Annotated in this window: 23 protein-coding genes and 4 pseudogenes; 16 read left to right on the forward strand and 11 right to left on the reverse strand. The window is 41.5% G+C overall.

Annotated features, from left to right (window positions below):
- The first annotated feature begins 261 nt into the window (after positions 1 to 261).
- From L1077_RS02175 to L1077_RS02185, 3 genes are all read left to right on the forward strand, one after another.
- The gene (locus L1077_RS02175) at positions 262 to 3,147 is read left to right on the forward strand and encodes a TonB-dependent receptor domain-containing protein (protein WP_237135415.1); all 2,886 of its coding nucleotides are present in this window, start codon (positions 262 to 264) and stop codon (positions 3,145 to 3,147) included.
- 67 nt (positions 3,148 to 3,214) lie between these two features.
- Positions 3,215 to 3,472, forward strand: coding sequence for a hypothetical protein (locus tag L1077_RS02180; RefSeq protein ID WP_237135416.1), 258 nt, complete (start codon positions 3,215 to 3,217; stop codon positions 3,470 to 3,472).
- Positions 3,473 to 4,014: 542 nt separating this feature from the next.
- Entirely contained in the window at positions 4,015 to 4,266 is a 252-nt protein-coding gene (locus tag L1077_RS02185; protein ID WP_237135417.1) for a hypothetical protein, read from the forward strand.
- A gap of 186 nt (positions 4,267 to 4,452) precedes the next feature.
- On the opposite strand, the gene L1077_RS02190 is transcribed toward L1077_RS02185, so the two are convergent.
- Positions 4,453 to 6,783, reverse strand: a complete 2,331-nt coding sequence (locus L1077_RS02190; RefSeq protein WP_237135418.1) for a DEAD/DEAH box helicase — start codon at positions 6,781 to 6,783, stop codon at positions 4,453 to 4,455.
- A gap of 103 nt (positions 6,784 to 6,886) precedes the next feature.
- Here L1077_RS02190 and L1077_RS02195 point away from each other — a divergent pair, with 103 nt between their 5' ends.
- The 7 genes and pseudogenes from L1077_RS02195 to L1077_RS02225 all read left to right on the forward strand — a co-directional run.
- Positions 6,887 to 7,723 carry a M90 family metallopeptidase gene (locus L1077_RS02195; protein ID WP_237135419.1) on the forward strand — a complete coding sequence of 279 codons (837 nt, stop codon included), beginning with the start codon at positions 6,887 to 6,889 and terminating at the stop codon, positions 7,721 to 7,723.
- Between the two features lie 50 nt (positions 7,724 to 7,773).
- Positions 7,774 to 7,941, forward strand: a pseudogene (locus L1077_RS02200) (zinc-dependent peptidase); the annotation flags it as partial.
- A 26-nt stretch (positions 7,942 to 7,967) separates the two neighbouring features.
- Complete coding sequence (locus L1077_RS02205) at positions 7,968 to 8,159, forward strand: zinc-dependent peptidase (RefSeq protein WP_440589528.1); 192 nt, start codon at positions 7,968 to 7,970, stop codon at positions 8,157 to 8,159.
- A 50-nt stretch (positions 8,160 to 8,209) separates the two neighbouring features.
- Positions 8,210 to 8,376, forward strand: a pseudogene (locus L1077_RS02210) (zinc-dependent peptidase); the annotation flags it as partial.
- Between the two features lie 51 nt (positions 8,377 to 8,427).
- Positions 8,428 to 8,595 (forward strand): annotated as a pseudogene (locus L1077_RS02215) (zinc-dependent peptidase); the annotation flags it as partial.
- Between the two features lie 26 nt (positions 8,596 to 8,621).
- Complete coding sequence (locus L1077_RS02220) at positions 8,622 to 8,813, forward strand: zinc-dependent peptidase (protein ID WP_440589529.1); 192 nt, start codon at positions 8,622 to 8,624, stop codon at positions 8,811 to 8,813.
- A 51-nt stretch (positions 8,814 to 8,864) separates the two neighbouring features.
- A pseudogene (locus tag L1077_RS02225) lies at positions 8,865 to 9,014 on the forward strand (zinc-dependent peptidase); the annotation flags it as partial.
- Positions 9,015 to 9,115: 101 nt separating this feature from the next.
- Here L1077_RS02225 and L1077_RS02230 read toward each other — a convergent pair.
- The 6 genes from L1077_RS02230 to L1077_RS02255 form a co-directional block, all read right to left on the reverse strand.
- Positions 9,116 to 11,014, reverse strand: coding sequence for a DEAD/DEAH box helicase (locus L1077_RS02230; protein WP_237135420.1), 1,899 nt, complete (start codon positions 11,012 to 11,014; stop codon positions 9,116 to 9,118).
- 128 nt (positions 11,015 to 11,142) lie between these two features.
- The gene (locus L1077_RS02235) at positions 11,143 to 11,406 is read right to left on the reverse strand and encodes a GrxA family glutaredoxin (RefSeq protein ID WP_039608642.1); all 264 of its coding nucleotides are present in this window, start codon (positions 11,404 to 11,406) and stop codon (positions 11,143 to 11,145) included.
- A 128-nt stretch (positions 11,407 to 11,534) separates the two neighbouring features.
- Complete coding sequence (locus L1077_RS02240; RefSeq protein WP_039608643.1) at positions 11,535 to 11,813, reverse strand: peptidylprolyl isomerase; 279 nt, start codon at positions 11,811 to 11,813, stop codon at positions 11,535 to 11,537.
- A 110-nt stretch (positions 11,814 to 11,923) separates the two neighbouring features.
- Positions 11,924 to 13,996, reverse strand: coding sequence for a TonB-dependent receptor plug domain-containing protein (locus tag L1077_RS02245; protein WP_237135421.1), 2,073 nt, complete (start codon positions 13,994 to 13,996; stop codon positions 11,924 to 11,926).
- Positions 13,997 to 14,108: 112 nt separating this feature from the next.
- Positions 14,109 to 14,594, reverse strand: a complete 486-nt coding sequence (locus L1077_RS02250; protein ID WP_237135422.1) for a TlpA family protein disulfide reductase — start codon at positions 14,592 to 14,594, stop codon at positions 14,109 to 14,111.
- A gap of 116 nt (positions 14,595 to 14,710) precedes the next feature.
- Complete coding sequence (locus L1077_RS02255; protein ID WP_237135504.1) at positions 14,711 to 16,435, reverse strand: GNAT family N-acyltransferase; 1,725 nt, start codon at positions 16,433 to 16,435, stop codon at positions 14,711 to 14,713.
- 160 nt (positions 16,436 to 16,595) lie between these two features.
- Between L1077_RS02255 and L1077_RS02260 the strand changes: the two genes are divergently transcribed.
- Both L1077_RS02260 and L1077_RS27410 read left to right on the forward strand, forming a co-directional pair.
- Complete coding sequence (locus tag L1077_RS02260; RefSeq protein ID WP_237135423.1) at positions 16,596 to 17,516, forward strand: 2-hydroxyacid dehydrogenase; 921 nt, start codon at positions 16,596 to 16,598, stop codon at positions 17,514 to 17,516.
- Positions 17,517 to 17,737: 221 nt separating this feature from the next.
- Positions 17,738 to 17,872 carry a hypothetical protein gene (locus tag L1077_RS27410; RefSeq protein WP_275424192.1) on the forward strand — a complete coding sequence of 45 codons (135 nt, stop codon included), beginning with the start codon at positions 17,738 to 17,740 and terminating at the stop codon, positions 17,870 to 17,872.
- 44 nt (positions 17,873 to 17,916) lie between these two features.
- Here the strand turns inward: L1077_RS27410 and smrA are convergent, their stop codons facing one another.
- From smrA to L1077_RS02275, 3 genes are all read right to left on the reverse strand, one after another.
- Positions 17,917 to 18,498, reverse strand: a complete 582-nt coding sequence (gene smrA / locus L1077_RS02265) for a DNA endonuclease SmrA (protein ID WP_237135424.1) — start codon at positions 18,496 to 18,498, stop codon at positions 17,917 to 17,919.
- Positions 18,499 to 18,715: 217 nt separating this feature from the next.
- Complete coding sequence (locus L1077_RS02270; RefSeq protein ID WP_063360317.1) at positions 18,716 to 18,955, reverse strand: hypothetical protein; 240 nt, start codon at positions 18,953 to 18,955, stop codon at positions 18,716 to 18,718.
- A 102-nt stretch (positions 18,956 to 19,057) separates the two neighbouring features.
- Positions 19,058 to 19,516 (reverse strand): hypothetical protein, encoded by a 459-nt coding sequence (locus tag L1077_RS02275; protein WP_237135425.1) that lies wholly within the window; start codon positions 19,514 to 19,516, stop codon positions 19,058 to 19,060.
- A 92-nt stretch (positions 19,517 to 19,608) separates the two neighbouring features.
- Between L1077_RS02275 and L1077_RS02280 the strand changes: the two genes are divergently transcribed.
- Positions 19,609 to 19,992, forward strand: a complete 384-nt coding sequence (locus tag L1077_RS02280; protein ID WP_063360256.1) for a response regulator — start codon at positions 19,609 to 19,611, stop codon at positions 19,990 to 19,992.
- An 86-nt stretch (positions 19,993 to 20,078) separates the two neighbouring features.
- Here the strand turns inward: L1077_RS02280 and rpsT are convergent, their stop codons facing one another.
- Positions 20,079 to 20,339, reverse strand: a complete 261-nt coding sequence (rpsT, locus tag L1077_RS02285) for a 30S ribosomal protein S20 (RefSeq protein ID WP_010382487.1) — start codon at positions 20,337 to 20,339, stop codon at positions 20,079 to 20,081.
- A gap of 401 nt (positions 20,340 to 20,740) precedes the next feature.
- Here rpsT and murJ point away from each other — a divergent pair, with 401 nt between their 5' ends.
- From murJ to ileS, 3 genes are all read left to right on the forward strand, one after another.
- Positions 20,741 to 22,318, forward strand: a complete 1,578-nt coding sequence (gene murJ, locus L1077_RS02290) for a murein biosynthesis integral membrane protein MurJ (protein WP_343222069.1) — start codon at positions 20,741 to 20,743, stop codon at positions 22,316 to 22,318.
- Between the two features lie 93 nt (positions 22,319 to 22,411).
- The gene (gene ribF / locus L1077_RS02295; RefSeq protein WP_063360254.1) at positions 22,412 to 23,341 is read left to right on the forward strand and encodes a bifunctional riboflavin kinase/FAD synthetase; all 930 of its coding nucleotides are present in this window, start codon (positions 22,412 to 22,414) and stop codon (positions 23,339 to 23,341) included.
- 20 nt (positions 23,342 to 23,361) lie between these two features.
- The gene (ileS, locus tag L1077_RS02300; RefSeq protein WP_237135426.1) at positions 23,362 to 26,190 is read left to right on the forward strand and encodes an isoleucine--tRNA ligase; all 2,829 of its coding nucleotides are present in this window, start codon (positions 23,362 to 23,364) and stop codon (positions 26,188 to 26,190) included.
- Positions 26,191 to 26,192: the final 2 nt, after the last annotated feature.

The following is a 26,192-nucleotide window of genomic DNA, read 5'->3' on the forward strand; positions in this document are numbered from 1 at the left end:
AATTTTTGTTTTGTTCTTTTTTAAATCAAATCCCTAACCACCCAAATAAGTTCCATATCTTATTCTGATAAATTCTTTCATCCACTTTATTGAAATAAACCTTTGTATTAACTGGTTTTTACAAGCTTGCATGGGTATTTACTTTGTGGTTACTATACTGGCGGTGTTACATATAAGGTACACAAAAAAGTAACGTGTTTAACCTTGTATAGAGACCATAAATAAAATAAAAGCTTTGATAGAAGCTCAGGGAGAAATTGAATGTTAAATAATAAGATCTCAAAAGCAGTTCGCTTAGCGATTGCTTTTGGTGCAGTTTCAGTAACTGCAACAAGTGCTGTTGCTGCCGAAGGCGAAGAAAGCATTGAAAAAATCGAGATTACAGGTTCTGCAATCAAAAGAACTGATATGGAAGGTGCACTTCCAGTACAGGTAATTGGTCGTGATTTCATCGATCAATCTGGTTTCGCGTCTGTTCCAGATTTACTACAGAGCTTGCCATCAATGCAGGGTTTCACTACACCAGCTGACTCTGTAGGTGGCGGTGGTGGTGGTACAGCTACTGCTTCATTACGTGATATTGGTGCTGAATATACACTAGTACTATTGAATGGTCGTCGTACAGCGCCTTTAGGTTCAGGCTCTGCTGTTGACTTGAACACAATTCCACTTGCAATGATTGAGCGAGTTGAAATTCTAACTGATGGTGCATCTGCACTTTATGGTTCAGATGCAATCGCTGGTGTTGTTAACTTCATTCTAAGAGATGAAGTTGATCAAACTACAGTTAATGCACGTTACTACCAGCCGCAGGAATCAGGTGGTGGTTCTTACACAGCGAGCATTGTAACTGGTTTTGGTGATCTTGATGAAGATGGTTTCAGCCTATCTCTAGGTTATTCATTTGACAGTAAAGAACAGCTGAAATCTGCAGAGCGTGACTTTGCAAAAACAGGTATTCTATCATTCCAGCATGATGGTCAAGAGAAGTACTTATTAGCGTCTTCTAGTAATGCAATTCCGGGCAACGTTAGGGTTCGTCACTTACCATATAATGATGACGGTACACCGGTATTAAATGACAAAGGCGAGCACAACACAACTTTTGCTGCTTTTAACCCATATTTTGAGAAAAATGGCGAGTGTGCTCCAGACAATGCACCAAACGGTAATTTCTGTGAATATGACTTTACTAAAACGCTAGAAATCTACCCTGAATCTGAGCGCCACTCTTTTGTTGCTAACTTTAACTTTGAAGTTACAGAAGATATTCAACTTTATTCAGAGCTTACAGCAACAGATTACAGTCAAATTTCACGTATCGCACCTTACCCGACAGGTGAATTTGAGATTGCGCTAGATAGCGATCTTGCGAATGAATACGTACATCCGTACCTACCTGGCAAGCTTAACGAGCATGAGCTTGCAACGGTTGATAGCATCCGTCCTCGCTGGCGTGCATTGGCAGGTGGTAACCGTATCACAAATTGGGAATCAGATAGCTACCACTTTGTTGTAGGTTCGAAAGGTTATATCTTTGATTTGATTGACTATGATACATATTTCACAGTATCTAAGAACAAACGTACACAGACATATGTAGATGGTTGGCCACTATCGTCTGCGTTTGTACCTGCACTTGAAGCTGGTCAAATCAATATTTTTGAAACACCAGATAACTTTGATGATCCAGAGCGTGCAAAGATTGTACAAGATACTATGTACAAAGGTCATTACATGACCAATGAAATTGAAATGAAAGCGTTCAATTTCAAAGGCTCATTACCTGTGTTTGAACTTCCAGCGGGTACGGTATACGCTGCATTCGGTGTTGATGTTCGAGACTATGAGTACACGTCTACTAATGATGAAAACACTCGAAACGGTCAGATATTATTTGAAAACCCTCGTACAGACTACGCGTTTTCACGTGATAACTTAGGTGTCTTTACAGAATTCGCAATCCCAGTACTAGATAACCTTGAGCTTTCAGCTGCACTTCGTTACGACGAAGTATCTGAGGTCGATGGTCAATCAATTATCTATGCAAGCGGAAGTGGCTTGTCGCGTGATAATGTACCTGGTGGTCCAGTTGGTGTGAAGATGGATGACACAACTTACAAGTTGAGCTTCCGTTACCAAGCTACAGAAGATTTATTAGTTCGTGGTAGCTACGGCACAGGCTTTAAAGCACCATCTATCCTAGAAATCGCCCGTCCACTTGTAAACTTTGGTGTGACTAGCGGTAGCTATAAGTGTGAATTAGGTAACCACCCACTTGCATACCTATGTCAAGATGGTGAAGCACAGTACGAAAACTTCGTTTCTGGTAATGCAGAACTAGTACCTGAAACTTCAACGCAGTCTACAATTGGTTTTGTTTACTCTCCTTCAACGGATTTCGGTGTAACTATCGATTACTTTGAAATTGAACTTGAGAACAAGGTTTCAGAAGTTTCAGAGGCACAGATATTTGCTGATCCAGTGAAGCATGCTAACTTATTCAGAACGCGTTTCAACCCAGGTACAGGTGACACTGAACTAGCAATTATCGAAAGAGCATTGAACATCGGTCAAGAAATTAACCGTGGTGTTGATTACTCATTTGAACTGAAAAACGACCTTTCATTCGGTACATTGAATACTAAACTATCTGGTACTTACTTTATTGAACGTAGATATACAGATCCAGGTACAGATGGCTCTAATCCAAGTGATTGGTTAACATCAATGGGTCAGTTTGGTACAAATGATGAAGTTACTTTCCGTAATATGTTGTCATTAAGCAATACATTAAGCCACGGTGACTTTGTACATACATTTAATTACAGATGGAGAAGTGGTTACCTAGATCAAAGACAAAATGAAGGTACTTCTTGTCTTGTACGTGTAGGTAAACCAACAGACCCTGTAGTGTGTGCTGATACAATTCAATTACGTGTACCGTCTGTTGGCTACATGGACTATCAGACAACGTATTTAGGCTTCGAAAATACGTCGATTACATTCGGTATCAATAACCTATTTGATAAGCAGCCACCACTTTCACTTCGTCGTGCAGGTTCTGGTCACCAAGTTGGTTATGACCCTCGTTACACAGATGTATATGGTCGTACTTTCTACGTGAATGCAACTTACTCGTTTTAATATGTAAAACTCTTGTAGAAAAGCCCAGATGGGCTTTTCTATTTTCTTAAGAAGAAGGATGTTTATTATGAAAATTAAAGAATTAGCTCTGGCAGCTACGGTTTTAACCCTTGCGGCTTGCCAATCAACCAGTGAGTCAAACAAAGATGAAGTGGCTGCGAATAACGCGATGCAATGCGAATATCGTGCTAAACTCGGCAGTAATATTAAAAAACGTTACTGTTATACTGCTGCTCAGATGAAACAACGCAAAGAAGAGAGAAGAAGAGAAAGAGAAGCGTTTAACCAAGTAAGAGCAGTCAGTTCATATGAAGGCAACAACTAGAAGTTTAAGTATCTGTTAAGTGCTTTATTAATCGTAGATACATAAATTCAGCGAAAGATGATTTTTATCTCAGTAACTATATGGATTTAATAGAGTAGTTTGCTAAAGATGATACATTTTCAATATCATACCTTCTAATAATTAAAAATATTTGAGCTCCGGAAGCTATATTCATTAAAATACAAGATGAAAGATAGTAGCCAAGCCCAAAGGCTAAATGAAGGTACCTCTTATCTTGTATATTAGCAAACCTACATATCTATGATTACTATTCAGTTATCTTTATCATCTGTAGATTGAATTATCAGTAAAACTAACTAGACTTAAAAACAACCGATTACGTATAGTATTTATTACTTAAGTGATAGATAAGCGCTATTTATATTCATCTTGCTGATACTAACGTAAAACTAGTTATGTGTATTGTTATATCTGTGCATGCTGCCCTATCAATAACGAGCAAGCAGTTTACTTATTTTAATTTATAATCTGCCATAGAAAAATCCTCAATGGATTTTTCTTAATTAAGAAGGATGTTTAATATGAAAGTTAAAGAGCTAGCCCTAGCGGCAACCGTATTAACCCTTGCGGCTTGTCAATCAACTAATCAATCAAATAAAGACGTTGTCGCTGCAAATGACTCTGTAAAATGTGAATATCGTGCAAAGCTCGGTAGTAATATTAAAAAACGTTACTGTTACTCTACTCATCAAATGAAGCAAATGGAAGAAGGTAACAGGAGAGTGCAAGTTATATTGGATAAAACTAGAGGTAATAGTTGGTATGAGAAATAAGGTGAAACGCTAATAACTTATTTTATTAAAAGGCGTATGAACTAGGTTTCTTGTAATGCTAACCATACTTTTAGTTAACAGAAAAGGCATTTTAAACGGCGGCATAATCGTCATTTAAAAAGCCTTTTTTATTTTAAAACTGAATTTACCATGGTTTACATAAGATAAGCTGAGAGAACTATGGTTTTATTTTATATCAACCACTTTACTGGCTTTTTTATACTGTAGTTTATATCCTTGAAAGCTAGGCAACTCCCACCTTTTGGGCGCATCTTTTCTATTTCCCGATTGGAATTCTAATAAAATACGCTTTGATAAAAAGTTGTATGTTACAGAGATACTTAACTCGGGCAATGTGACTCTGATAGGGTGTTTTTCAATAAAAGGGTCGAGTATCCAGCGTTCCACAGCTTGAAAGTATAAATCTTCTGGTTCAATTAGCTCTAGGTCTTCAAAGTGAGTGACACCCAGCTCGGACAGCCTGCTTTCTATGTGCTCCTCTGGTGTAGGTACTATTTCGCTCATTTTCTCGTACTGATAGTACAATGCATGGTATGCGAGCGAGTCTTCAAGTGTTTTACTAACATTTGGAAACAGCTGCCCGCTTTGAATTAGCATACGACAAGCGGGGATCAACATATCACCCTGTGCATCACTGACTTTTGTTACTAACGACACGCCAGCATAGACTAAGTTATATTCTATTTTGATCTGCCCATCTTCTATGAATGTGCGGATAATGTGTTGTTCACCAATCCCCAGCTTAATGAGTGTTTTAATCGGCAATGGCGCGGCAAGTGTTGCCATGGTCATCGCTTGCTTAGTGCCCTTGCCAGCCAGAGCAAAAGTGTCGAGCACCAGCATTGCTTGTGTTCGTTCATCTACGCGTGAGGTATTTGATACAGAGACTTCCACGTGACCATTGCCAAAACCGCCCCTGCGGTTTTGTCGTTTTATAAACACCCACTCTGGGCGCGCTTCGGCTATGGCTTGGAGAAGCGCTTGGCGGTCGTAGCTAGCTGCTTTATCCAGGCTTGGCAGTGAAAATGCTTCTCTCAATTGCTCACTAAACTGCTTAGCTTCGGCTAGGGCTTCAGGATCTGCTTGCACAATACCGTCAAGCTTTCCTCTTACAAGCGCGATGGCAAGCTCTATATCGCACTGATTAGACAGTAGCAGATTTAGTTGCTCTAATTGTTCAAGATGAGTTGGTAACTGATAAACGCGCGCTGGCACAGAGATAACAGCGATTAAATCAATCATTGCTTGTTTGAGCGCACCGGATGGCATTTTATCAATTAAAAAACCAAGCTCAGCATCAACTGGAAGCGGGTATAGCAGTCGACCAAGATTGGTCGCAAGTTGGTCATCGTCAATCGCACCTATACTATGCAATGTGGAAATTGCACGTTGCTTTGACGCCTCTGGCAAGGGGTCGATAAAGGGCAGCGAGTTAACGCCTTGTGCTGCGCACCCAGCTGCAAGTACAAGCTCTGTGAGTGCTTCACGTTGTATTTCTGGTGGTGTGCGTTCAATTAAAGGGGCATATTGGCCGTATAGACGAATACAGATACCAGCTTGAGTTCTGCCTGCTCGTCCGAGGCGCTGCTTTGCTGAATCTTGGCCAATGGCATCTAATCCAAGTACCGTTTTGCCATTTCTCAGGTGTGTACGACGCTCTAACCCTGAATCAATCACACAGGTAACATTTGGAATTGTAAGGGATGTTTCTGCGACATTAGTGGCCAATATTATACGCTGTGTTGATTGCTGCGATAGGGCGAGCTGCTGGTGTTGTTTGCTACAGCCGCTGTAAAGCGGGACGATAATGGCTTCGAGAGATTTTAAGGCTGTGGTACAGGCGAGGATCTCTCCTTTGCCCGGCAAAAACACTAAAATGTCGCCATGTGTATCTTCAAGCGCTTGTTGACAGGCTAGGACAACACGCTCGACAAGGCGGTCTTTACTGGGCATAGCGCGCTGATCTTTTGCGATAAAATCTTGCTCTACGGGATACATTTTGCCTTCGCTATGCAGTATCGGTGCTTCAAGGTAGCGGCTCAGGCTTTGTGCGTTGAGCGTCGCAGAAGTCAGTACTAACCGGTGTTTTGCATGTTGCTTAAGTAGTGCTAGTAGTAAATCCATGTCCCAGCGACGCTCGTGAAACTCATCGAGTATGATATGTGAATAATCGGCTAATTTATCCTCAAAATACCATCTTAGTGCGACACCAGGCGTGACAAACACAATATTCGTTTGTTCATCAAACACGGTTTCAAAACGGATTGCATAGCCCACCTTGTCGCCCAGTTTAGAGTTGCATAGGCTAGCTACATATTCAGCAAGTGATGTACATGCAATTCGCCTTGGCTCAACAATTAATACCTTTCCCATTGTGGCTGCCCAGATAGGCAGTTGCGTTGATTTACCAGAACCAGTGGCTGCGGTCACGACTACATCTTGCTTGGTAATGGTCGCTAAAAATTCTGATTTGATGGATTCAATGGGCAAGGTCATGGCTTTATTTATTCGGTACTTTTTTGTCGATTTTATCAAAAAATGATTGAAAAGGGACAAGGGTGAACACACTTAAATAAAAAAGCACAGTAAATGAGCAAATATGATAAATCTAATGTTGATCCTGTTCTTAGTGGTGTTTGTGGTGGTCTATTGGTACCTCAACGACATTAAACGCCACTTTTGGCACAAAAAATACCAGCAGCAAAGCCTATCTCGGGCAGATAAAAAAGTTTTGCGTAATTACATGCCTATTTATCGCAACATGACGGAAGCTGATCGTACACGTTTAGAGCAGCACATCATTTGGTTTTTAGGTGAAAAGCGAGTGATTGGACGTGACGGCTTGCAAGTGACAAGGCCGATGTCGTTAATTATCGCAGCGGATGCCTGTCTATTGGTGTTAAATCAAGCTTGGCCTTTATATCCCAATGTTAAAGAAGTACTGCTATATCCAAGTCAGTATTATGCACCGCAAACCAATAAAGACAGTGCTGGGTTAGTAAGCTATCACACAGCTGTGAGACAAGGCGAGTCTTGGCCGGGTGGCACCTTGGTGCTCAGTTGGCACGATGTCCTCGAGGGCAACCGCTTACCCGGGGATGGTCATAACTTGGTATTTCATGAGTTTGCTCATCAATTAGATCAGCAAGCTGGCAATACTAATGGCACGCCAGAGTTGCCAAAAGGGATCAGTTACCAGCATTGGGCTGATGTGTTAAGTCGTGCCTATCGTCAGCTAAAAACACAGTTAGCGTATCAAATGCCGCACGTTATTCATGAATACGGTGCGACCAATGAAGCAGAATATTTTGCAGTTTTAACGGAGACTTTCATTGAAAAACCAGTTGAGCTAAAGCAAGAAAACCCGGAACTGTTTAACTTGTTAGTGAGCTATTTTAGGTTTGATCCTAGAGATTGGTTGGGTAGGGCGGTTTAAAATTAACAAATACAAAAGGTTGAAGCTTGCGTATCAAATGCGTCATCTGCATTATTCATGAATACGGTGCGACCAATGAAGCAGAATATTTTGCAGTTTTAACGGAGACTTTCATTGAAAAACCAGTTGAGCTAAAGCAAGAAAACCCGGAACTGTTTAACTTGTTAGTGAGCTATTTTAGGTTTGATCCTAGAGATTGGTTGGGTAGGGCGGTTTAAAATTAACAAATACAAAAGGTTGAAGCTTGCGTATCAAATGCGTCATCTGCATTATTCATGAATACGGTGCGACCAATGAAGCAGAATATTTTGCAGTTTTAACGGAGACTTTCATTGAAAAACCAGTTGAGCTAAAGCAAGAAAACCCGGAACTGTTTAACCTGTTAGTGAGCTATTTTAGGTTTGATCCTAGAGATTGGTTGGGTAGGGTGGTTTAAAATTAACAAATACAAAAGGTTGAAGCTTGCGTATCAAGTACGTCATCTGCATTATCCATGAATACGGTGCAACCAATGAAGCAGAATATTTTGCAGTTTTAACGGAGACTTTCATTGAAAAACCAGTTGAGCTAAAGCAAGAAAACCCGGAACGGTTTAACCGTTAGTGAGCTATTTTAGGTTTGATCCTAGAGATTGGTTGGGAAGGGCGGTTTAAAATTGGCAAACACGAAAAGGTTGAAGCTTGCGTATCAAATTCGTCATCTGCATTATCCATGAATACGGTGCGACCAATGAAGCAGAATATTTTGCAGTTTTAACGGAGACTTTCATTGAAAAACCAGTTGAGCTAAAGCAAGAAAACCTGGAATTGTTTAACCTGTTAGTGAGTTATTTTAGGTTTGATCCTAGAGATTGGTTGGGAAGGGCAGTTTAAAATTAACAAATACAAAAGGTTGAAGCTTGAGTATCAAATGCGTCATCTGCATTATCCATGAATACGGTGCGACCAATGAAGCAGAATATTTTGCAGTTTTAACGGAGGCTTGCATTGAAAAACCAGTTGAGCTAAAGCAAGAAAATCCTGAACTGTTTAATTTGTTAATCAGTTATTTTAGGTTTGATCCTAGAGATTGGTTGGGAAGGGCAGTTTAAAATTGGCAAACACGAAAAGGTTGAAGCTTGCGTATCAAATGCGTCATCTGCATTATCCATGAATACGGTGCGACCAATGAAGCAGAATATTTTGCAGTTTTAACGGAGACTTTCATTGAAAAACCAGTTGAGCTAAAGCAAGAAAACCCGGAATTGTTTAACCTGTTAGTGAGTTATTTTAGGTTTGATCCTAGAAGCTAGTTTGGTAGAGCGGTTTAAAAAAGTGACAACGTAATATAGGACGGGTCAACAAAAACAAAAAAGCCGCTGAGTCAGCGGCTTTTATCAATAACGGTTACAACTTATGAGAAGTTGATTTCGTTGCGCTCACCGCGCTCTTTACGTCTGTTGTCACGGTTACCATCTCTGTTTCCGTCACGACGTTTGTCACTGCGAGGATCTCGGAAGCTACGTTTGCCACCATCACGACCTTCAGAACGTCTGCCACCATCACGGCGCTCGCCACGCTCTTCAAAACGTCTACCACCTTCACGACGATTACCGTTACCACGCGCCTGATCAGCAGGGTGTGTGCTCTTAGTCATCTTCATTGGGCGTTGACAAATGTGAACACCTTGGAAGTGTGTTAGCGTTTCAGCAGGCATATCCTGTGGAAGCTGAACGGTACTGTGCTCATCAAATAAACGGATTTCACCGATAAATTTGCTTGAGATATCTGCTTCGTTAGCGATTGCGCCCACAATGTTCTTAACTTGAACACCATGCTCACGACCCACTTCAATACGGTAAGTATCCATCGGTTCTGAGCTATTGCGACGGCCTTTTCTGTCGCCACGTTCACCACGCTTGTCGCCACGTTCACCGCGTCTGTCGTCACGGCGGTCACGATTACCATCACGCTCACGACGCTCGCGTTGTTGAACTTTAATTTCTTCAACTTTAAGCGGAGATTGCTGCTGTGCTAGGCAAAGTAGCGCAGCTGCAAGTTGTTCTTGGCTTAGCTCTAGTTTCTCACCTAGGCCTTGAGCAACTTCACTGAAGAACTCAATGTCTTTGTGATCAAGTGACATGCTAAGCTTGTTTTGAAGTGCTTCAATACGCTTTTGCTCAACGATTTTTGCACTTGGAAGCTCGACTTGCTCGATGTCTGAGCGAGTATGACGCATGATGTTACGTAGTAAGTAACGCTCGTTACCTTTTACGAACAAGATAGCCTTACCCTTACGACCCGCACGACCAGTACGACCAATACGGTGTACGTATGCTTCGCTGTCTTGTGGGATATCGTAGTTGATAACTAGGCTTAAGCGGTCAACATCTAGACCACGTGCCGCAACGTCTGTTGCGATAACGATATCTAGTAAACCACTTTTCAGTCTTTCAACTGTGCGCTCACGTGCCTGTTGGTTCATGTCACCATTGAGTGGTGCAGCAGAGAAACCTTCACGCTCAAGCAGCTCAGCAAGCTGAACAGTATCGTTACGAGTACGTACAAACACGATAGAAGCATCATATTCTTCCGCTTCTAAGAAACGTACGATTGCTTTGTTTTTATGTGTCGTTGCACGCCAGTACACCTGCTCAATTGTGTCAACAGTTGAGTTACGTGGAGTGATTTTTACTTGCTCTGCGTTATCTAAGTACTTAGAACAAATAGATTGGATCTGCTTTGGCATAGTTGCAGAGAAAAGGCATGTTTGCTTTTCTTCTGGTGTTTTTTCCATGATGCTTTCAACATCATCGATAAAGCCCATGCGTAGCATTTCATCAGCTTCATCTAATACCAATGCATTTAAGTTTGATAGATCAATGGTCTTACGGTTGATATGGTCGATTAAACGCCCCGGAGTTGCCACGATGATCTGTGCGCCACGGCGAAGTGCACTTAACTGCACGCCATAGCTTTGTCCACCATATAGCGCAAGTACTTCTACGCCTCTGGTGTACTTAGCATACTGCTCGAATGCCTCAGCAACTTGCAATGCAAGCTCACGAGTCGGAGTCAGTACTAAAATTTGTGGTTGCTTAACGGATGCGTCAACATTGTTTAATAGCGGCAGTGCGAAAGCTGCCGTCTTGCCCGTACCCGTTTGCGCTAGTCCCAGCACGTCCTTTCTTTCTAGCAATAACGGTATACATTGAGCCTGGATCTCAGAAGGTGATTGATACCCTAGCTCTTCGACTGCTTTTAGGATTGCAGGAGAAAGGTCTAAAGATTCAAACGTTACTGGTTCTGACATTAATGCGCCTCAACAATTTAAAAGAGGCGGCATTGTACAGTAAAGAAAAGATAATTGCTTGTATAAATTGGCACTAAATTTGTAGGTGTTTGAAATTGGTTAAAAAATAAACTGTAATTTTTTTAGGATTATTGATATAACCCTAAATTTGCCTTGGCATAGGCCTCAAAATCATCAAATCCACCAATGTGATCTTGGTCTACAAATATCTGTGGCACCGTGTTACATGGCTTGCCAGCAGACTTTTCTAGGTCAGCTTTACTGATCCCTTCTTTGTTTATATCGATATAGCGAAAATTGAAATCGTCACGCTCGTCTTTTAAACGCGTCGCCAATTCTTTCGCACGTACACAATAAGGACACCCTTCACGACCAAAAATAACAGTAAACATAGTAATAACTCTCTCAATGATTTCAATGACACTCAGTATAGTTGAGCGCGCTGGAATTAAAATTGATTAAAAGCTATTACACCAATCTGTTTTTTCGATTTGAAAAAATGAACAGGCTGAGCAGTGTTTTACGAACGGTACACCGTTTTAATTAAGTGAAAGCCAAATTTGGTTTTAACAGGGCCATGAACCTCGTAAAGCGGCTTTTTGAAAACTACGTCATCGAAGGCTTTAACCATATCGCCCTTGTTAAATTCACCAAGGTCACCGCCACGTTTTTTTGAAGGGCATGTTGAATGCTGTTTTGCTAGCTTATTAAAATCTCCCCCCTTTGCGAGTTTGGCTTTGATGGCTAAGCATTCTTTTTCAGTTTTCACTAAGATGTGATACGCGCAAGCTTTAGGCATGATAATACTCCGACATGTTTAAGGAGCGGATCATGCAAGGCGATGGCGAAAAACGCAAGAGGCAATTACTTGCTCGCCACGCCTTTATCAGTGTAGATGACGGCGTTATATTAAAAAGTCACACTAAAACCAATTGAAGGGCGCATTTCAAAGTCGTCATTTTCTTCTTTTATATGTAGGTCATTCACCGACGAGATCTTGTCGTAATCTAAATCAATGTAAGCGACATTATCCTGGCCATAAGCATTCATGAGCTCAAGTATTAATTTGCCCTCTAGGCCAAACACGGTGGTTTTTCTTTCAAATCGCACATCCAGTCTGTGGTAAGTCTTAAAGCGCTCAGAGAACGGGTCGCCATAAACAGGTAAAAAGCGCCCAGTATGATCTGGGTTCTCTCTTACACCGACAATAGGGGTGTAAGCTTGCCCACTGCGTGCGGTAAAGTTAAATCCACCTTGCCAGAGCTCATTAATGTCGTAGTTCAAGACCGCGTTAAATACGAGCGGTGTATCTGCATAATAATCTCGCGTGACGTTACGGCTTAAGTCAGTTCGTTCACTTTTGGCGTAGCTCAGTGCTACCCAGCCATACCAGTTATCGGTTTTGTTCTTATTTACCAGAAGGTCAACACCGTATGCACGTCCTTCGACTTGGTTGCTATATAAAAGGTGTGCATTGCTGCCAGCGTCGATCGCCAGTGGTAAATCTTCCATGGTTTTATAATAGCCCTCTATCGACCAAGACCACTCGTTTTCAAGCACTTGTCTAAATCCAAGGGTGCTGTGTGTCGCAACTTGTGATTTGAGGGCTGGGTTGCCTATTTCAGGCAGAATGTACTCAACATCTTGCATGCGGTTATAACGACCGACTTTCGCGCTTATTACGCTATTAGGTGTCACATAGTAATTTACTGCGACACGAGGCGAAGTGAATGTTTCGTCGGTATAGCGATTATGCTGGCTTTGTACACCGGCTTCGGTTTGCCAGTCTTCATGGGGTTGCCAGATATGCGTGATACCAACAAAACCTGAGTCCAGATCTATGGTATGTTTACCTGAAATACGATCTCCCTTTTTCAAGTCGCAGTCTGGATCAATCTCGGTACACAAATATTGAAATGTGTCATATTCATAAGACGTTTCATTATCAAAGTAGGCTGCGTCAAATACAAACCGGTGCTGTGGGTTAACGGTATAGTTTAGGCGTGCTTTATAGGTAAGTTGCTTTTCACCTTCTTGTTCAAAAAAGCCTGCCAGATTGTTTGGTTGTTTGCCAAATTCGAGTCGCCCGGAATGATCCAGTGCGCCAACACCGACCCTTAAGTGAAACTTTTTGTTGTAGTGATCCCACAGAATACTCTGGCTATTAAAGTCTCGAATAAATCGGGCATCCCCCTGAAACTCAGGCGTTTTTTGTGCGAGTTCAGCGCGTTCACTAAACCCAGCTGCGGCGGAGTCTTCAGCACCGGTAAAATTAAAGGTGAGGGTATTGTTATTATTAATGTCCCATAAAAACTTGCCTTGATAGTCATGGTCATCTGGGGCGTCGTTAATGGTTACCCCTGATGGTTCGCCATCGTCATCATCTAGCTCTTCTCCTTCACTGAAAAATAATGGGAGCGTACTTTTTCTGCCCGAGACATAAAACGCCGTATTTTCAGTTGCCTGACCTTCCACAAAAAAACCAGCATTAAACATCGAAAAGTCTAGTGTGGTCGTAATTGGCTGGTATTTGGGATTTCTTAACGTAACATCAAACACCGCACCTGTGGCATTACTATAACCCGCGCCATAGCCTGCTGAGTACAACTGAAAATCTTGAATAATATGACGATTAAAAATAGAGCTGCCAAAGTCATGGAAAATATACCCTGCTGGCATAAAGTCGACTTCAAACATATTATCGCTGGGTGATGAGCCTCTAACCGCAGGCTCGCTCATTGAACCGCCAGCAGCGACGACCCCAGGTAGTGCAAAAACAGCACGCAGTGGATCGCCCAGTGCACCAGGCATTTCGATGAGCTTTTCGGTGTCTTCCGTAATTTCAGAGGTAATAGAGCTGCGTTTGTAAATGACTTCTATATGCTCAATATCATCTTTTTTGGTTTGAGCATGTGCTGACATCGCCATACACAACATGATTGGAGATAAAATAAAACGCTTTTTCGCAGTAAGTGCAAACATCGTCGAGTCCCTTTGGCAGTGAGTAACTTCAAATTTGACGACAGTTTACGGACTAAAAGCGTTGATTTATTGCGGATTTGGGTAAGAAAATGTATAGCTGCGATACACTTTCTTACAGGCGAAATCTAATACCCAGCTCGCTTGAGTAACCAATAGAGCGCTCAATGACTTTGAGCTTTGGATCCATCACATAGTAAGTTGGGTAGGCTTTAACCTTGTAATCTTGTGCGGTTTTTCGATTACCTAATAAAACAGGCATGGATAGGTTTAAGTCTTTGCTAAAAGTTTTAACTTCTTCGGCACTTTGAAAGTCTAGCGCGATGGCAACTGCGTTTACTTTTCCTTGGCGGTGAAGCTTGTCTATATTCGGCATGCTGTAACGACAAATATTACACCAAGGTGCGAAGAAATAAATGACAGAACGATCCCCTTGAAGCTGGCTAATGTCATATCTTTGCGATGTATTCTCTAATAAAGGCAATGAGAAGTAGGGGGCTGATTGCTTGCCGTCATCTTCTAGCATGCCGAGTTCCTGATACGCTAGCACGGCAGCAAAGATGACAACAAAAACGATGATATTAAAGAGAGATTTAATCATTACTGGCGCTTAATCTGCGTTGTTATATATGAAGACCGAGCGCCAGTATAAAAAATTGCAACAGGGTTGCAAGGAGTTTGTCGCAAGCTTTCTTTTTATAAAAGCAGAAAGCCTCATTACGACTGATAAATATTTTCACCAAGATAACGTTTCGCTTTATTTGCTTTTAACTTGGTCAAGTCGACGAGTACCAGCCCATCTATACAATTATTGAAATCAGGATCAATGCTAAAGCTTAAAAAGTTAACGCCGTCTTGTTCACAAAGCTCTGTGTACTGCTTAAAAAGCGTTGGTACTTGTGCGCCCATGTTCGCCAAAATGTGTTTGAGCTCAGCAAAGTCTTCTTTTATATCATTGCCACAGAACAAATCAGTACAGGTCTCTAACTGAGATTGTGAGAGCTTAAATTCATTGTTTGGGTGTGCTAAGTTGTCAAGCGCTGAGAAGTAGTGTTGATAGTGATATACCAACATGGCTTTTGCTTTATCTGGCAATGCGTTTGATAAACTGACGGGACCGAATAAATAGCGGTGTTCGGGATAGCGCTGAATAAATGCACCTATGCCATACCAAAGGTAATCTAGGCTTTTACGACCCCAATATTTAGGCTGTACGAAACTTCTACCCAATTCCAAACCTCGATTAAAGTAGGGGGCCATATCATCCGTGTATGAAAACAAGCTACTGGTATATAAGCCATTGGTACCATGTTGCCGAATAACTTGCTGAGCACTGGCTAAGCGGTAAGCCCCCACCAGTTCAAGTTGCTTGGCGTCCCATAGCACTAACTGCTGATAGTACATATCATATTTGTCAGTGTCTCGTCTTTTACCGCTGCCTTCACCGACGGCTCTGAAAGCAATTTCACGTAAGCGGCCGAGCTCTCGAAAGATGGGGGAACTGCCAGCATATTGATACAAGTATATTTGCATGCCATCTGCGGTTTCGCCAAGGCGCTCACATTGCTCAATGGCTTTTTTAAGCTCTTTTTTGCATTCAGGAACGGCAATGGGGGTTTGTGTTTTTAACGGGAGTGCTTTTTTACTGTTTAATCGATACAGTTGCTTGCGGATAAGTGCAACGATCTCTTTATCTTTGAGGTTATCTAATCGATAGGACTCCGGTGGGATACTGGCCCCAATTTCAAATTCCAACGATTTTTGTCTTTGCTTAAACATTTCCTTAACCAAAAGCAAGCTCGCCAGAGGTTTGTAAATCATAGACGTGCCGTAGAACAGAGGGCTGTTTTTCGCCTTGATATAGATGGGGAGAATAGGGCAGTTGGCTTTTTTTGCCATGCGTAAAAAACCCGTATTCCACTTGCAATCTTTGATACCCGTCGGACCTAGCCTAGAGACTTCGCCCGCAGGGAAAATTAACAGTGCTCCCTCACTTTTAAGGTGCTTTTGGATATTAGCGAGTTCTTGCTTGCGACTGGCATTAGATACGTTATCCACAGGGAGTAATAATGAATGCATTGGCGTAATTGACATTAACATGCGATTGGCGACGACTTTTAAGTCAGGTCTCGCTTTAGCTAAGACTTTGATGAGTGCGAGAGCATCCAATGAACCAATAGGGTGGTTTGCGACAATCACAACACTGCCTTCACTAGGTATGTGTTCAATTTGCTTAGGTTTGAAACGTGCGTCAAAATCTAATTCTTCAAGTACTTGCTCTACAAATTCAAGACCCTCCAAGTGCGGGTATGTATCTGCAAATGCGACGAACTCTTGTTCATGTAATAAGTAGCCTAATCCTTTTTTTACTAAACCTTTCACTTTTGGTGAGTTTTCTAGTTGTGGTAGGTTGGCTTCGATCACTTTATCAACGCTGATCATCATAATTCTCTACGGCTGTGTTTATAGCAGATTAAAAACTGAATGTGACAATTGCGTTGCATGGGTATGTCAATTTTATGGTGATCTCGCACTATTATCCGCGTGTTACTAAACGATATACTGTGCAGGGTGAGTTTTGTATTTTAAATTGGGGAGTAATATGTCTGTATTAGTTTGTATAACTGGAAGAAATAATGAAAAATTAATGGCAAAATTACAAGCTGCATTACCTAGTATTAACTTGCAGTTATGGCCTGAATGTGACGACTTATCCGGCATAGAGTTTGTATTAACATGGAAAGCGCCCGAATCACTTTGGCTGCAATTACCGAACCTGAAAGTGGTGCAGTCTTTCGGCGCGGGTGTAGATGGTATCCCCATGAATAGTTTCCCTTCAGATGTGGAAGTTGCGAGGATTGTTGATCCACAGTTAAGTGATGACATGGCGGAATATGTATTGTCTCATGTACTGGCTTATAAATTGAGACATCAATCATACATTGCTAATCAAGACACTCAATATTGGAAGCCGCGCCGTGCGAGGACAGGTGAAAGTGTAGGCATACTAGGTCTGGGTGAACTGGGTAAAGTTGTTGCAAAGCGTTTATTAGATAATGGTTTTACGGTTAGAGGCTGGTCGAGAAGCCATAAAGAGATTGATAACATTGATTGCTTTCATGGAGAGGAGAAACTTGAAGCATTTGCCTCTGAGCTCGACTATTTAGTGTGTTTGTTACCATTAACTGAAGCAACACAAGGCATATTGAACAAGTCGATTTTTCATTATGTGTCTAGTGAGTGTTTACTGATTAATGTTGCGAGAGGTCAGCATTTAAATGAACAAGACTTGATTGAAGCGCTAGATAAAGAAGAGATTGGTGGTGCAGTCTTAGATGTTTTTGCCACAGAGCCATTGCCCAAAACTCACCCTTTTTGGAAGCATCCTAAAGTGATGGTCACCCCGCATATTGCAGCTGTGACAAATCTAGATACGGTTGTTGCACAAATTGCAGAAAATATCCGAGCTTGCATCGCGGGTCTACCGATTAAAAATGCAGTGGATGTGAACAAAGGCTACTAATATTTTTAGATACTAAAAAAGAATTAATTTTGACTGAAATTCTCTCAAGTTGATTTTATTAATGAATGATTTAATAGAGAAAAAAATTAACTCTCTGATTTGTAAGTAAATGTAAGTAATAGTTATTCTAATTTACATAATTACTGTATATAAAAACATATTGAGACATCTTTTTATATTCAGTATGTTAGGAAAAAAACAATAATAAGACAGGAAAAAAAATGAAAAACGGTCAAGGTGGTGTGAAACTTTATTTTGTCGTTATTTCTGTACTTGCACTGGGTGTTTCAGCTTGGTTTAACCAAGCGCAGGCCGCTGAGTGCCAAACCTGTACGTACTTTGTTCAAAATCAATAGAGTATGTTGAAATGAATATGGGGCTTTACGCCCCATCTTGTGGTTTATCTCTTCGCGTGTATTTCTCTATTCTCTAGTTTTTTCTCGTCGCTTTTCTTGAGTAGCGTGTATGTTGAACCGCTCCCACCGTGGCACGTTAAGGCAGAGTGAAAAGCTAATACGTTAGGCATTTCTTGCAGCCACTTGTTACAGTAGCTTTTCAGAATAGCAGGAAACGGCTTACTTTTAAGGCCGATACCATGGCGTATAAGTAAAACACGGATATTTCTTTTTTGGCAGTCTGTGACGAATTCGAACATGGCCTGTCGGGCTTCGATAAATGATTTGCCGTGTAGATCAAGTGTTGCATCAATCTGGTATTTGCCCAATCTTAAGTTTTTGTAAACACCTTCTTGGACACCATCTTTTTTGTAGCCTAACTGATCATGGGGGTCTAACAAGTCAACATATTCTGTTGATAAAAAGTTGGGATCGAAATCTAGTTCTTTTTGAGCTGCTTTGCGCCTTGCTAGTTGTGCATCCGTTGGTTGGTTTTGTTGTTTTTTAAGTTGTGCGCGATTATCTTGTGCCAGCGGTACAACATCGCCCATTGAAGCTAAAAATAACTCTTCATCTGTCATTGCCATGACGAATCTCCAATAAGGGACAATTTTCACGATTTTAGCCTATCCCTGAAACCTTGGATAGCCTTAAACAGGTGAATATTTTTTTGATCTAAATTGGGGTGAAAACGTAGCGCGTCTGAAAATTAATCTATTTGTGTGAATAGATATGTATTTTTATTTAATAGATATTATTAATGATAATGAGCTGAGATTTCGTGTACCTCAGCTGGCTGATTTTTTAGTTGCTATCGTAGTGCTCTAGTGTAAACACTTTAAACAAATAAAAGGAGTTAATCAAAATTAACCCAAGATTAGAAATCACAGAAGTATCCATAAGATCTAGACTAAACAAAACAAATAATAAGCTACAGGCCATAATAGCTGCGGCTCGAAGCAATGTTTTATGATTAATAAAAAGAGCTCCAAATCCTAGTACCAGTAATAAACTATTCAGTAACCAGTCAAACTCATTAGCCATGATCTTAAATTAACTCCAAAGATGATTAAAAAGGGGCGCCATTATGCGCCGCTTTTTTAGTCATCTCAAACGAGTAATTTTATGATTTTCGGATTAGTTTTTTTAATAAAGTACGAGGTGTTTCATTGCAGCGATGAAACCTTGGGTTTCAATAATCGCATATTTTTGACATGTATCAGGTTTTGACACATCTTGACACAAATAAAGTGTGCTGCGCTCCGAAGCTTTAATTGGCTGTAAGATGGAATCAAATAAAATAGGTTCGACACCAGGTAAACCTGGCCAATAGACGCTCTGAGTTACCATGTTGAGTTTTTTATACGTGATAAGTTTAGGCTTTGGGCATAATATAGCGATAAGTGCTATAACACCAATGGTGATAAGTGTTGTTAGTTTTTTCGGTGGCTCAGTTTGCGTTCCTTGATGGCCGTGTTGTTGTACGAGTTCTTGCTGTCGTTTGATTTGCTGTGCAGAGAGGCGACGCTTTTTATTTTTGTTTGCTTGTTGCTTTTGAAAGTCACTTTTATTCAATAGTGTTTGTTTTTTTGGATTATTTGCCATGCTTAGGTGTAGCCTTTTGGTTGCAGGACTCTATAATAGTTCTATGCTATAGATGATAGCGCATTTCTAATTACTAGCCCACGGGAAAGGATATGGAACAACAAATCTCTATTCTCATTGTTGATGATGTAGGAACCGTTCGCAGCTTTTTGCATCAAACATTGATGCATTTGGGAATTGACAATGTAAAAGAAGCATCAACCGCAAAACAGTGTATTGAAGCCTGTAAAGAGCGGCACTTTGACATTGTTTTTTTGGATATAGAATTACCAGATGGAGATGGAAAAGAATTAATTGCTGAACTGGCTCAAATAAATCCTGAGATCAATGTAGTAATGGTATCTGCCCACTCAACGGTTGACAACGTAAAAGACGCTATTGAACGTGGGGCGAAAGGGTTTGTAGTAAAACCTTTTTCTCCGAAGAAAATTGCAGCGATGTTGAAAAAGTTTTATCCGAAATTGGAAATAGCGTAATGTTTTGAAAGCATTGCGTTTTACCTCTGTATGATAGGCATAAAAAAACCGACTTACGTCGGTTTTTTTATATCCATTTCCACAGATTATAGCGCTTTGATTTTAGCAGCTAGGCGGCTCTTGTGACGAGCAGCTTTATTCTTGTGGATTAGACCTTTAGTTGCGTAGCGGTCTAGGATTGGAGTTGCAACAGCAAATGCTTGCTGTGCAGCTTCTTTATCACCAGCTTCAATAGCAGCGATAACTTTTTTGAAGTATGTACGCATCATTGAACGACGGCTTGCGTTGTGCTGACGACGCTTTTCGCTAGTGATAGCGCGTTTTTTTGCAGACTTGATGTTAGCCAAGGTATGCTCCTAACAATCTTTTAAAAATAAGCTTAGTTTTAAGGCCGAGGACTATGCCTGTTTTATGATCCAATGTCAATAAAAATTAACCTGTCCGACCTATGTATTTCAGTACGGCTTTGCTACATCTTTTATGCCAGTTAGCGTAAGATGCACCGCCTTTATAAGTCTGTAAAACCATCTCCTAAACCTGTGGTCCTCGGCTACGGCGTTAACAGACTACGAATCATAAGCCTAAAGGCCAATGATTAATGGGCGTATTGTAGCAAAACACAGAACCCAAGCCTAGCTTTAATAATGAAGTACGTCGCTTTCTTATTTGTGCCCGATGTTTAGTGGTTATGGTTCTTGCTTGTCTGTGGCATACTTGGCGCTTATTTTTATTTCTTAAGGTAAGTTTAGTGGCAAAAGGGCTATTCAAGTCAGGCATGATTGTGAGTGCAATGACTATGCTATCTCGCATTTTGGGGTTAGTGCGTGATGCGGTCGTTGCAAATTTACTGGGTGCTGGGCTCGCGGCAGATGTATTTTTATTCGCAAATCGCATTCCAAACTTTTTTCGACGTTTGTTTGCTGAAGGGGCTTTTGCGCAAGCGTTTGTCCCTGTTTTATCTGAGATTAAAGAAAAACATGGCGATGACGAAGTACGTGTCTTTGTTGCGCAAGCTGCGGGAACACTTGGGACTATCTTACTGTGTGTTACCCTATTTGGAGTTGTTGGCTCCCCTATTATAGCCGCACTATTCGGTACAACTTGGTTTATTGATTGGTGGCAAGGCGGAGAAAATGCAGATAAATTCCTTCTGGCCAGTGCATTACTTAAATTTACCATACCTTATCTATTCTTTATTTCATTGGTTGCACTATGTGGCGCGGTCATGAATGTTTACAACCGCTTTTCAGTTGCGGCGTTTACACCTGTACTATTAAATGTTTGCTTAATTAGTTGCGCTTTACTATTACACGACCATTTTGAGCAAGGTGCTTATGCTTTGGCTATTGGTGTGTTCATTGGAGGTGCTGCTCAATTGGCATTTCAGATTCCTTTTTTAGGTAAACTAGGCATGTTATCTCGTCCAAAATTTGCTTGGCATGCACCACATGTGACAAAAGTTCGCAAGTTGATGTTGCCTGCTATTTTTGGTGTCTCGGTGAGCCAGATTAATTTATTACTTGATACGATCATAGCCGCTGCATTAATGACAGGGTCAATTGCGTGGCTATATTACTCGGACCGCCTTATTGAGTTTCCGCTTGGATTATTTGGTATTGCCATTGCCACAGTTATTTTACCGACGCTATCAAAGTTGCATGCGAATGATAAAGGTGAGAATTTCCAGCAAACAATGGACTGGGGGGTACGATTTGTACTTTTACTTGGGTTCCCGGCAATGGGGGGGCTGATTGTAATAAGTCCTTTAATTATTTCTGTGTTATTTGGTCATGGCGAGTTTAAAAATGGCGATGTTGACAATATAGCAGCTGTCAGCGCAGGTGTGACAGCATATAGTGTAGGTTTGGTCAGCTTTATGCTGATAAAAGTGTTAGCGCCTGGTTTTTATGCAAGGCAGGATACTAAAACACCAGTAAAAATAGGTATTAAGGCACTGACCCTCAATATGATTTTCAATTTGGCATTGGCGCCTTTCTTCGGTTATTTGGGCCTCGCTCTAGCTACTTCTCTTTCAGCTACCTGTAATGCTTTTTTGCTTTATCGTGGGCTTAAGAGAGAGCAGGTTTATACCGTTTCAACCTTTACATTGTGGTTTGCCGCAAAAGCCATTTTTGCAACTTTGGTTATGGCCAGCAGTGTTTATTGGCTATCACATCAGCTTACATGGCGAGGGGAAGGGATTGCGACACAGTTATGGGTTTTGGGTAGTTTATTAGCGAGCGCAATCTTTTTGTACTTCTGCATTTTGTATGTTTGTGGCGTTAGGGTGTCGACGATAAAAGAAATTCGGCAGATAGAAGAATAAATAGACTCGATTGAAGGTCTTCATAGCTCGCATTTCTAACTAACTTGGGTATAATCGGGCTTTTTGAAGACTCGAGCAAAAGGCACGCGTTGTATGCAATTAATCAGGGGCATCCATAATATTCGACCACACCACTACGGCTGTGTTTTGACTATAGGAAACTTTGATGGTGTTCATTTAGGCCATACTGAAGTATTAAAAGGGCTCAAAGCAGACTCTGAAAAATACAACTTACCCAGTACCGTGATGCTCTTTGAGCCGCAGCCGCAAGAGTTTTTTATTAAGAACAAAGCGCCAGCACGATTAACACGACTGCGTGATAAGCTTGCGTTGCTCGCTGAGAACGGCATAGAGCGTGTTATTTGTGTCAGCTTTAATAATAAGTTTTCAAATCTAGAAGCTGAGTTTTTTGTCCGTGAAATACTGTATCAACGTTTGGGGGTTAAAGCCCTGACTGTAGGTGATGATTTTCGTTTTGGCAAAGCTCGTAAAGGCGACTTTGCGATGTTATCAAATATCGGACAAGAGCTGGGTGTACATGTTAAAGATACATTGAGCTTTAGACAGCAAAACAGTCGTGTCAGTAGCACGCTTATTCGTAATGCGTTAGCACAAGGTGATCTTCACAAAGCACACGAGATGTTAGGTCATACTTATGCTATCTCTGGGCGGGTTATTCATGGCTGGAAAAAGGGTCGAGAGCTAGGCTTTCGGACCGCAAATGTAGCATTGAAGCGACAAGTGAGTCCTGTACAAGGGGTCTTTGCTGTAAATGTTTACATCCAAAACAAGATTTACAACGGTGTAGCTAATGTTGGTACAAAGCCGACACTAAACGGCAAGCGTGCATTATTAGAAGTACACCTATTTGATTTTGACCAAGATATTTATGGTCAATTTATTAAGGTGGAGCTTATTCATAAGCTTCGCAATGAACAAAAATTTGAGTCACTGACGCATCTGACAAAGCAGATATCGGCAGACGTCGATGCAGCAAGAGCAGTATTTTCTAAAATTAGGTAGCCGAACGGAAAGTAAGTTAAATGAGCGATTACAAACATACTTTAAATTTACCGGAAACATCGTTTCCGATGCGTGGCAATTTGGCGCAACGCGAACCCAAAATGCTTAAAAAATGGTATGAACAAGACTTATATGGTCAAATTCGTAACGCGAAGAAAGGTAAAAAGCCATTTATACTGCACGATGGCCCTCCTTATGCGAATGGCAATATTCACCTCGGTCATTCAGTAAACAAGATTTTAAAAGATATCATTATTAAATCGAAGACGTTGTCTGATTTTGACGCGCCTTACGTGCCTGGTTGGGACTGTCATGGTCTACCAATCGAGTTGATGGTAGAGAAAAAAGTCGGTAAGCCGGGCAAGAAAGTGTCGGTTGCTGAATTTAGAGAAAAATGTCGCGAATATGCTCGTAAGCAGGTAGATGGGCAAAAAACAGACTTTAAACGCCTAGGTGTGTTTGGGGATTGGGATAAGCCATATCTGACAATGAACTTCGACTTCGAAGCGAATGCGATTCGAGTACTTGGTCGTATCATTAAGAATGGTCATTTACACAAAGGTGCAAAACCTGTGCACTGGTGTACTGACTGTGGTTCTGCGCTTGCTGAGGCAGAAGTTGAATATCAAGATAAGCAATCACCAGCAATTGATGTACGCTTTGTATTTACCGAAGCGGCCGCAGTAGAGAAAGCATTTTCACTGTCTGAAGGTCACGAAGGCAAAGGCGATATCAGCACAGTTATCTGGACGACAACACCTTGGACACTACCTGCAAACCGAGCGGTTGCTGTACACGGCGGCCTTGAGTATGCATTGGTTCAAATTGAAGACGAAGGCAAAGAGCAGCGCCTAGTATTAGGCTCTGAGTTAGTAAAAGACGCAGTTGACCGCTTTGGCTTCAAGCAATATCACGTATTAGGCTACTGTAAAGGTGATACGCTAGAGAACCTAGAAGTTGCACACCCATTCTACGATTTTAATGTACCGGTTATCCTTGGTGAGCACGTTACGACTGATTCAGGTACTGGTATCGTTCATACCGCACCTGGTCACGGTCAAGAAGATTTCGTGGCAGGACAAGCATATAACTTAGAGGTTGCAAATCCTGTAGGTGCGAACGGTGTATATTTACCGGACACGCCGATTTTTGCTGGCCAGCACGTGTTCAAAGCGAACGCAAATGTGATTGAGCTTCTGACTGAAAAAGGCATGTTAATGCATCATCATGCATTAACGCACAGCTATCCACATTGTTGGAGACACAAAACGCCAATTATTTTCCGTGCAACACCGCAATGGTTTGTAAGCATGGATCAAGCTGATTTACGTAAAGACTCGATGAAAGAAATCGAGAAAACACAGTGGATCCCAGCTTGGGGTGAAAACCGTATTGCTAACATGGTAGAAGGTCGCCCAGATTGGTGTATTTCACGTCAACGTACTTGGGGCGTGCCAATTGCACTCTTTGTTGATAAAGACACTGGTGCACTTCACCCAGATACTGAAACCCTAATCGAAAAAGTTGCTGATTTAGTTGATCAAGCTGGCATTCAAGCTTGGTATGACTTAGAACCAAGCACATTACTCAATGAAACAGACGCTCAGCAGTACGTTAAAGTGCAAGATACGCTGGATGTATGGTTTGACTCTGGTGTCACACACGCATGTGTTGTTGATGCAAGAGAAGAGCTGAGTGGCCCTGCAGATTTATATCTAGAAGGCTCAGATCAGCACCGTGGTTGGTTTATGTCATCTATGATGACGTCTGTGGCTATTAACGGTCACGCGCCATACAAGCAAGTGTTAACGCACGGTTTCACAGTGGATGAAAACGGCCGCAAGATGTCAAAGTCTTTGGGTAACGTGATTTCACCACAAGACATCATGAATAAACTAGGTGCTGACATCCTACGTTTATGGGTTGCTTCAACCGATTACACAGCTGAGATGACAGTTTCTGATGAAATTTTCAAGCGTTCAGCTGACCGTTACCGCCGTATTCGTAACACTAGCCGTTACTTATTGTCTAACTTAAGTGGTTTCAATCCAGCAACGGATTCAGTTGCCATTGAAGACATGGTTGAGTTGGATCGTTGGATTGTTTCTCGTGCAGCAGAACTGCAAAGTGAAATTGTTGAAGCTTATGACAACTATCAAATGTTGGTGGTTACGCAGAAGCTAATGAATTTCTGTACAGGTGAATTAGGCTCATTCTATCTTGATGTTATTAAAGACAGACAGTACACAGCTAAGAGTGACAGTCATGCTCGTCGTTCATGTCAGACTGCGTTATATCATATCGCCGAGGCAATGACGCGTTGGATGGCGCCTATTTTGAGCTTCACGGCACAAGAGCTTTGGGAAGCACTGCCAGGTGAGCGTGGTGAGTTTGTTTTCACTGACGTTTGGTACGACGGAATTACAGGCGCAACGTGTGGTCAATTTGATAATGCGTTCTGGCAAGAGCTATTAACAGTTCGTGATGAAGTGAACCGAGTGCTAGAGAACGCACGTAAAGAAGAAGTGATTGGGGCGACATTACAGGCTGAGGTAACGCTGTACACAGGTGGTGAATTAGCTGAAAAACTGCAAGGTTTAGAAGATGAACTACGCTTCGTATTACTTACTTCAAAAGCACATGTTGAAGTAGTATCAAGCCAACCAGAAGGCTCAGTGGCTTCTGAGATTGACGGCTTATTCATTAAAGTTGCTGCAACAGATGCGGCGAAATGTGATCGTTGTTGGCATCACAGTGAAGATGTTGGTACAAGTGAAGCCCACCCAGAGCTGTGTGGTCGCTGTATTACCAATGTTGACGGTGAAGGCGAACAGCGTAAATTTGCATAGGA

The sequence above is a fragment of the Pseudoalteromonas luteoviolacea genome, from assembly GCF_021654285.1.
GTDB classification, from domain to species: Bacteria; Pseudomonadota; Gammaproteobacteria; order Enterobacterales; family Alteromonadaceae; genus Pseudoalteromonas; species Pseudoalteromonas luteoviolacea_J.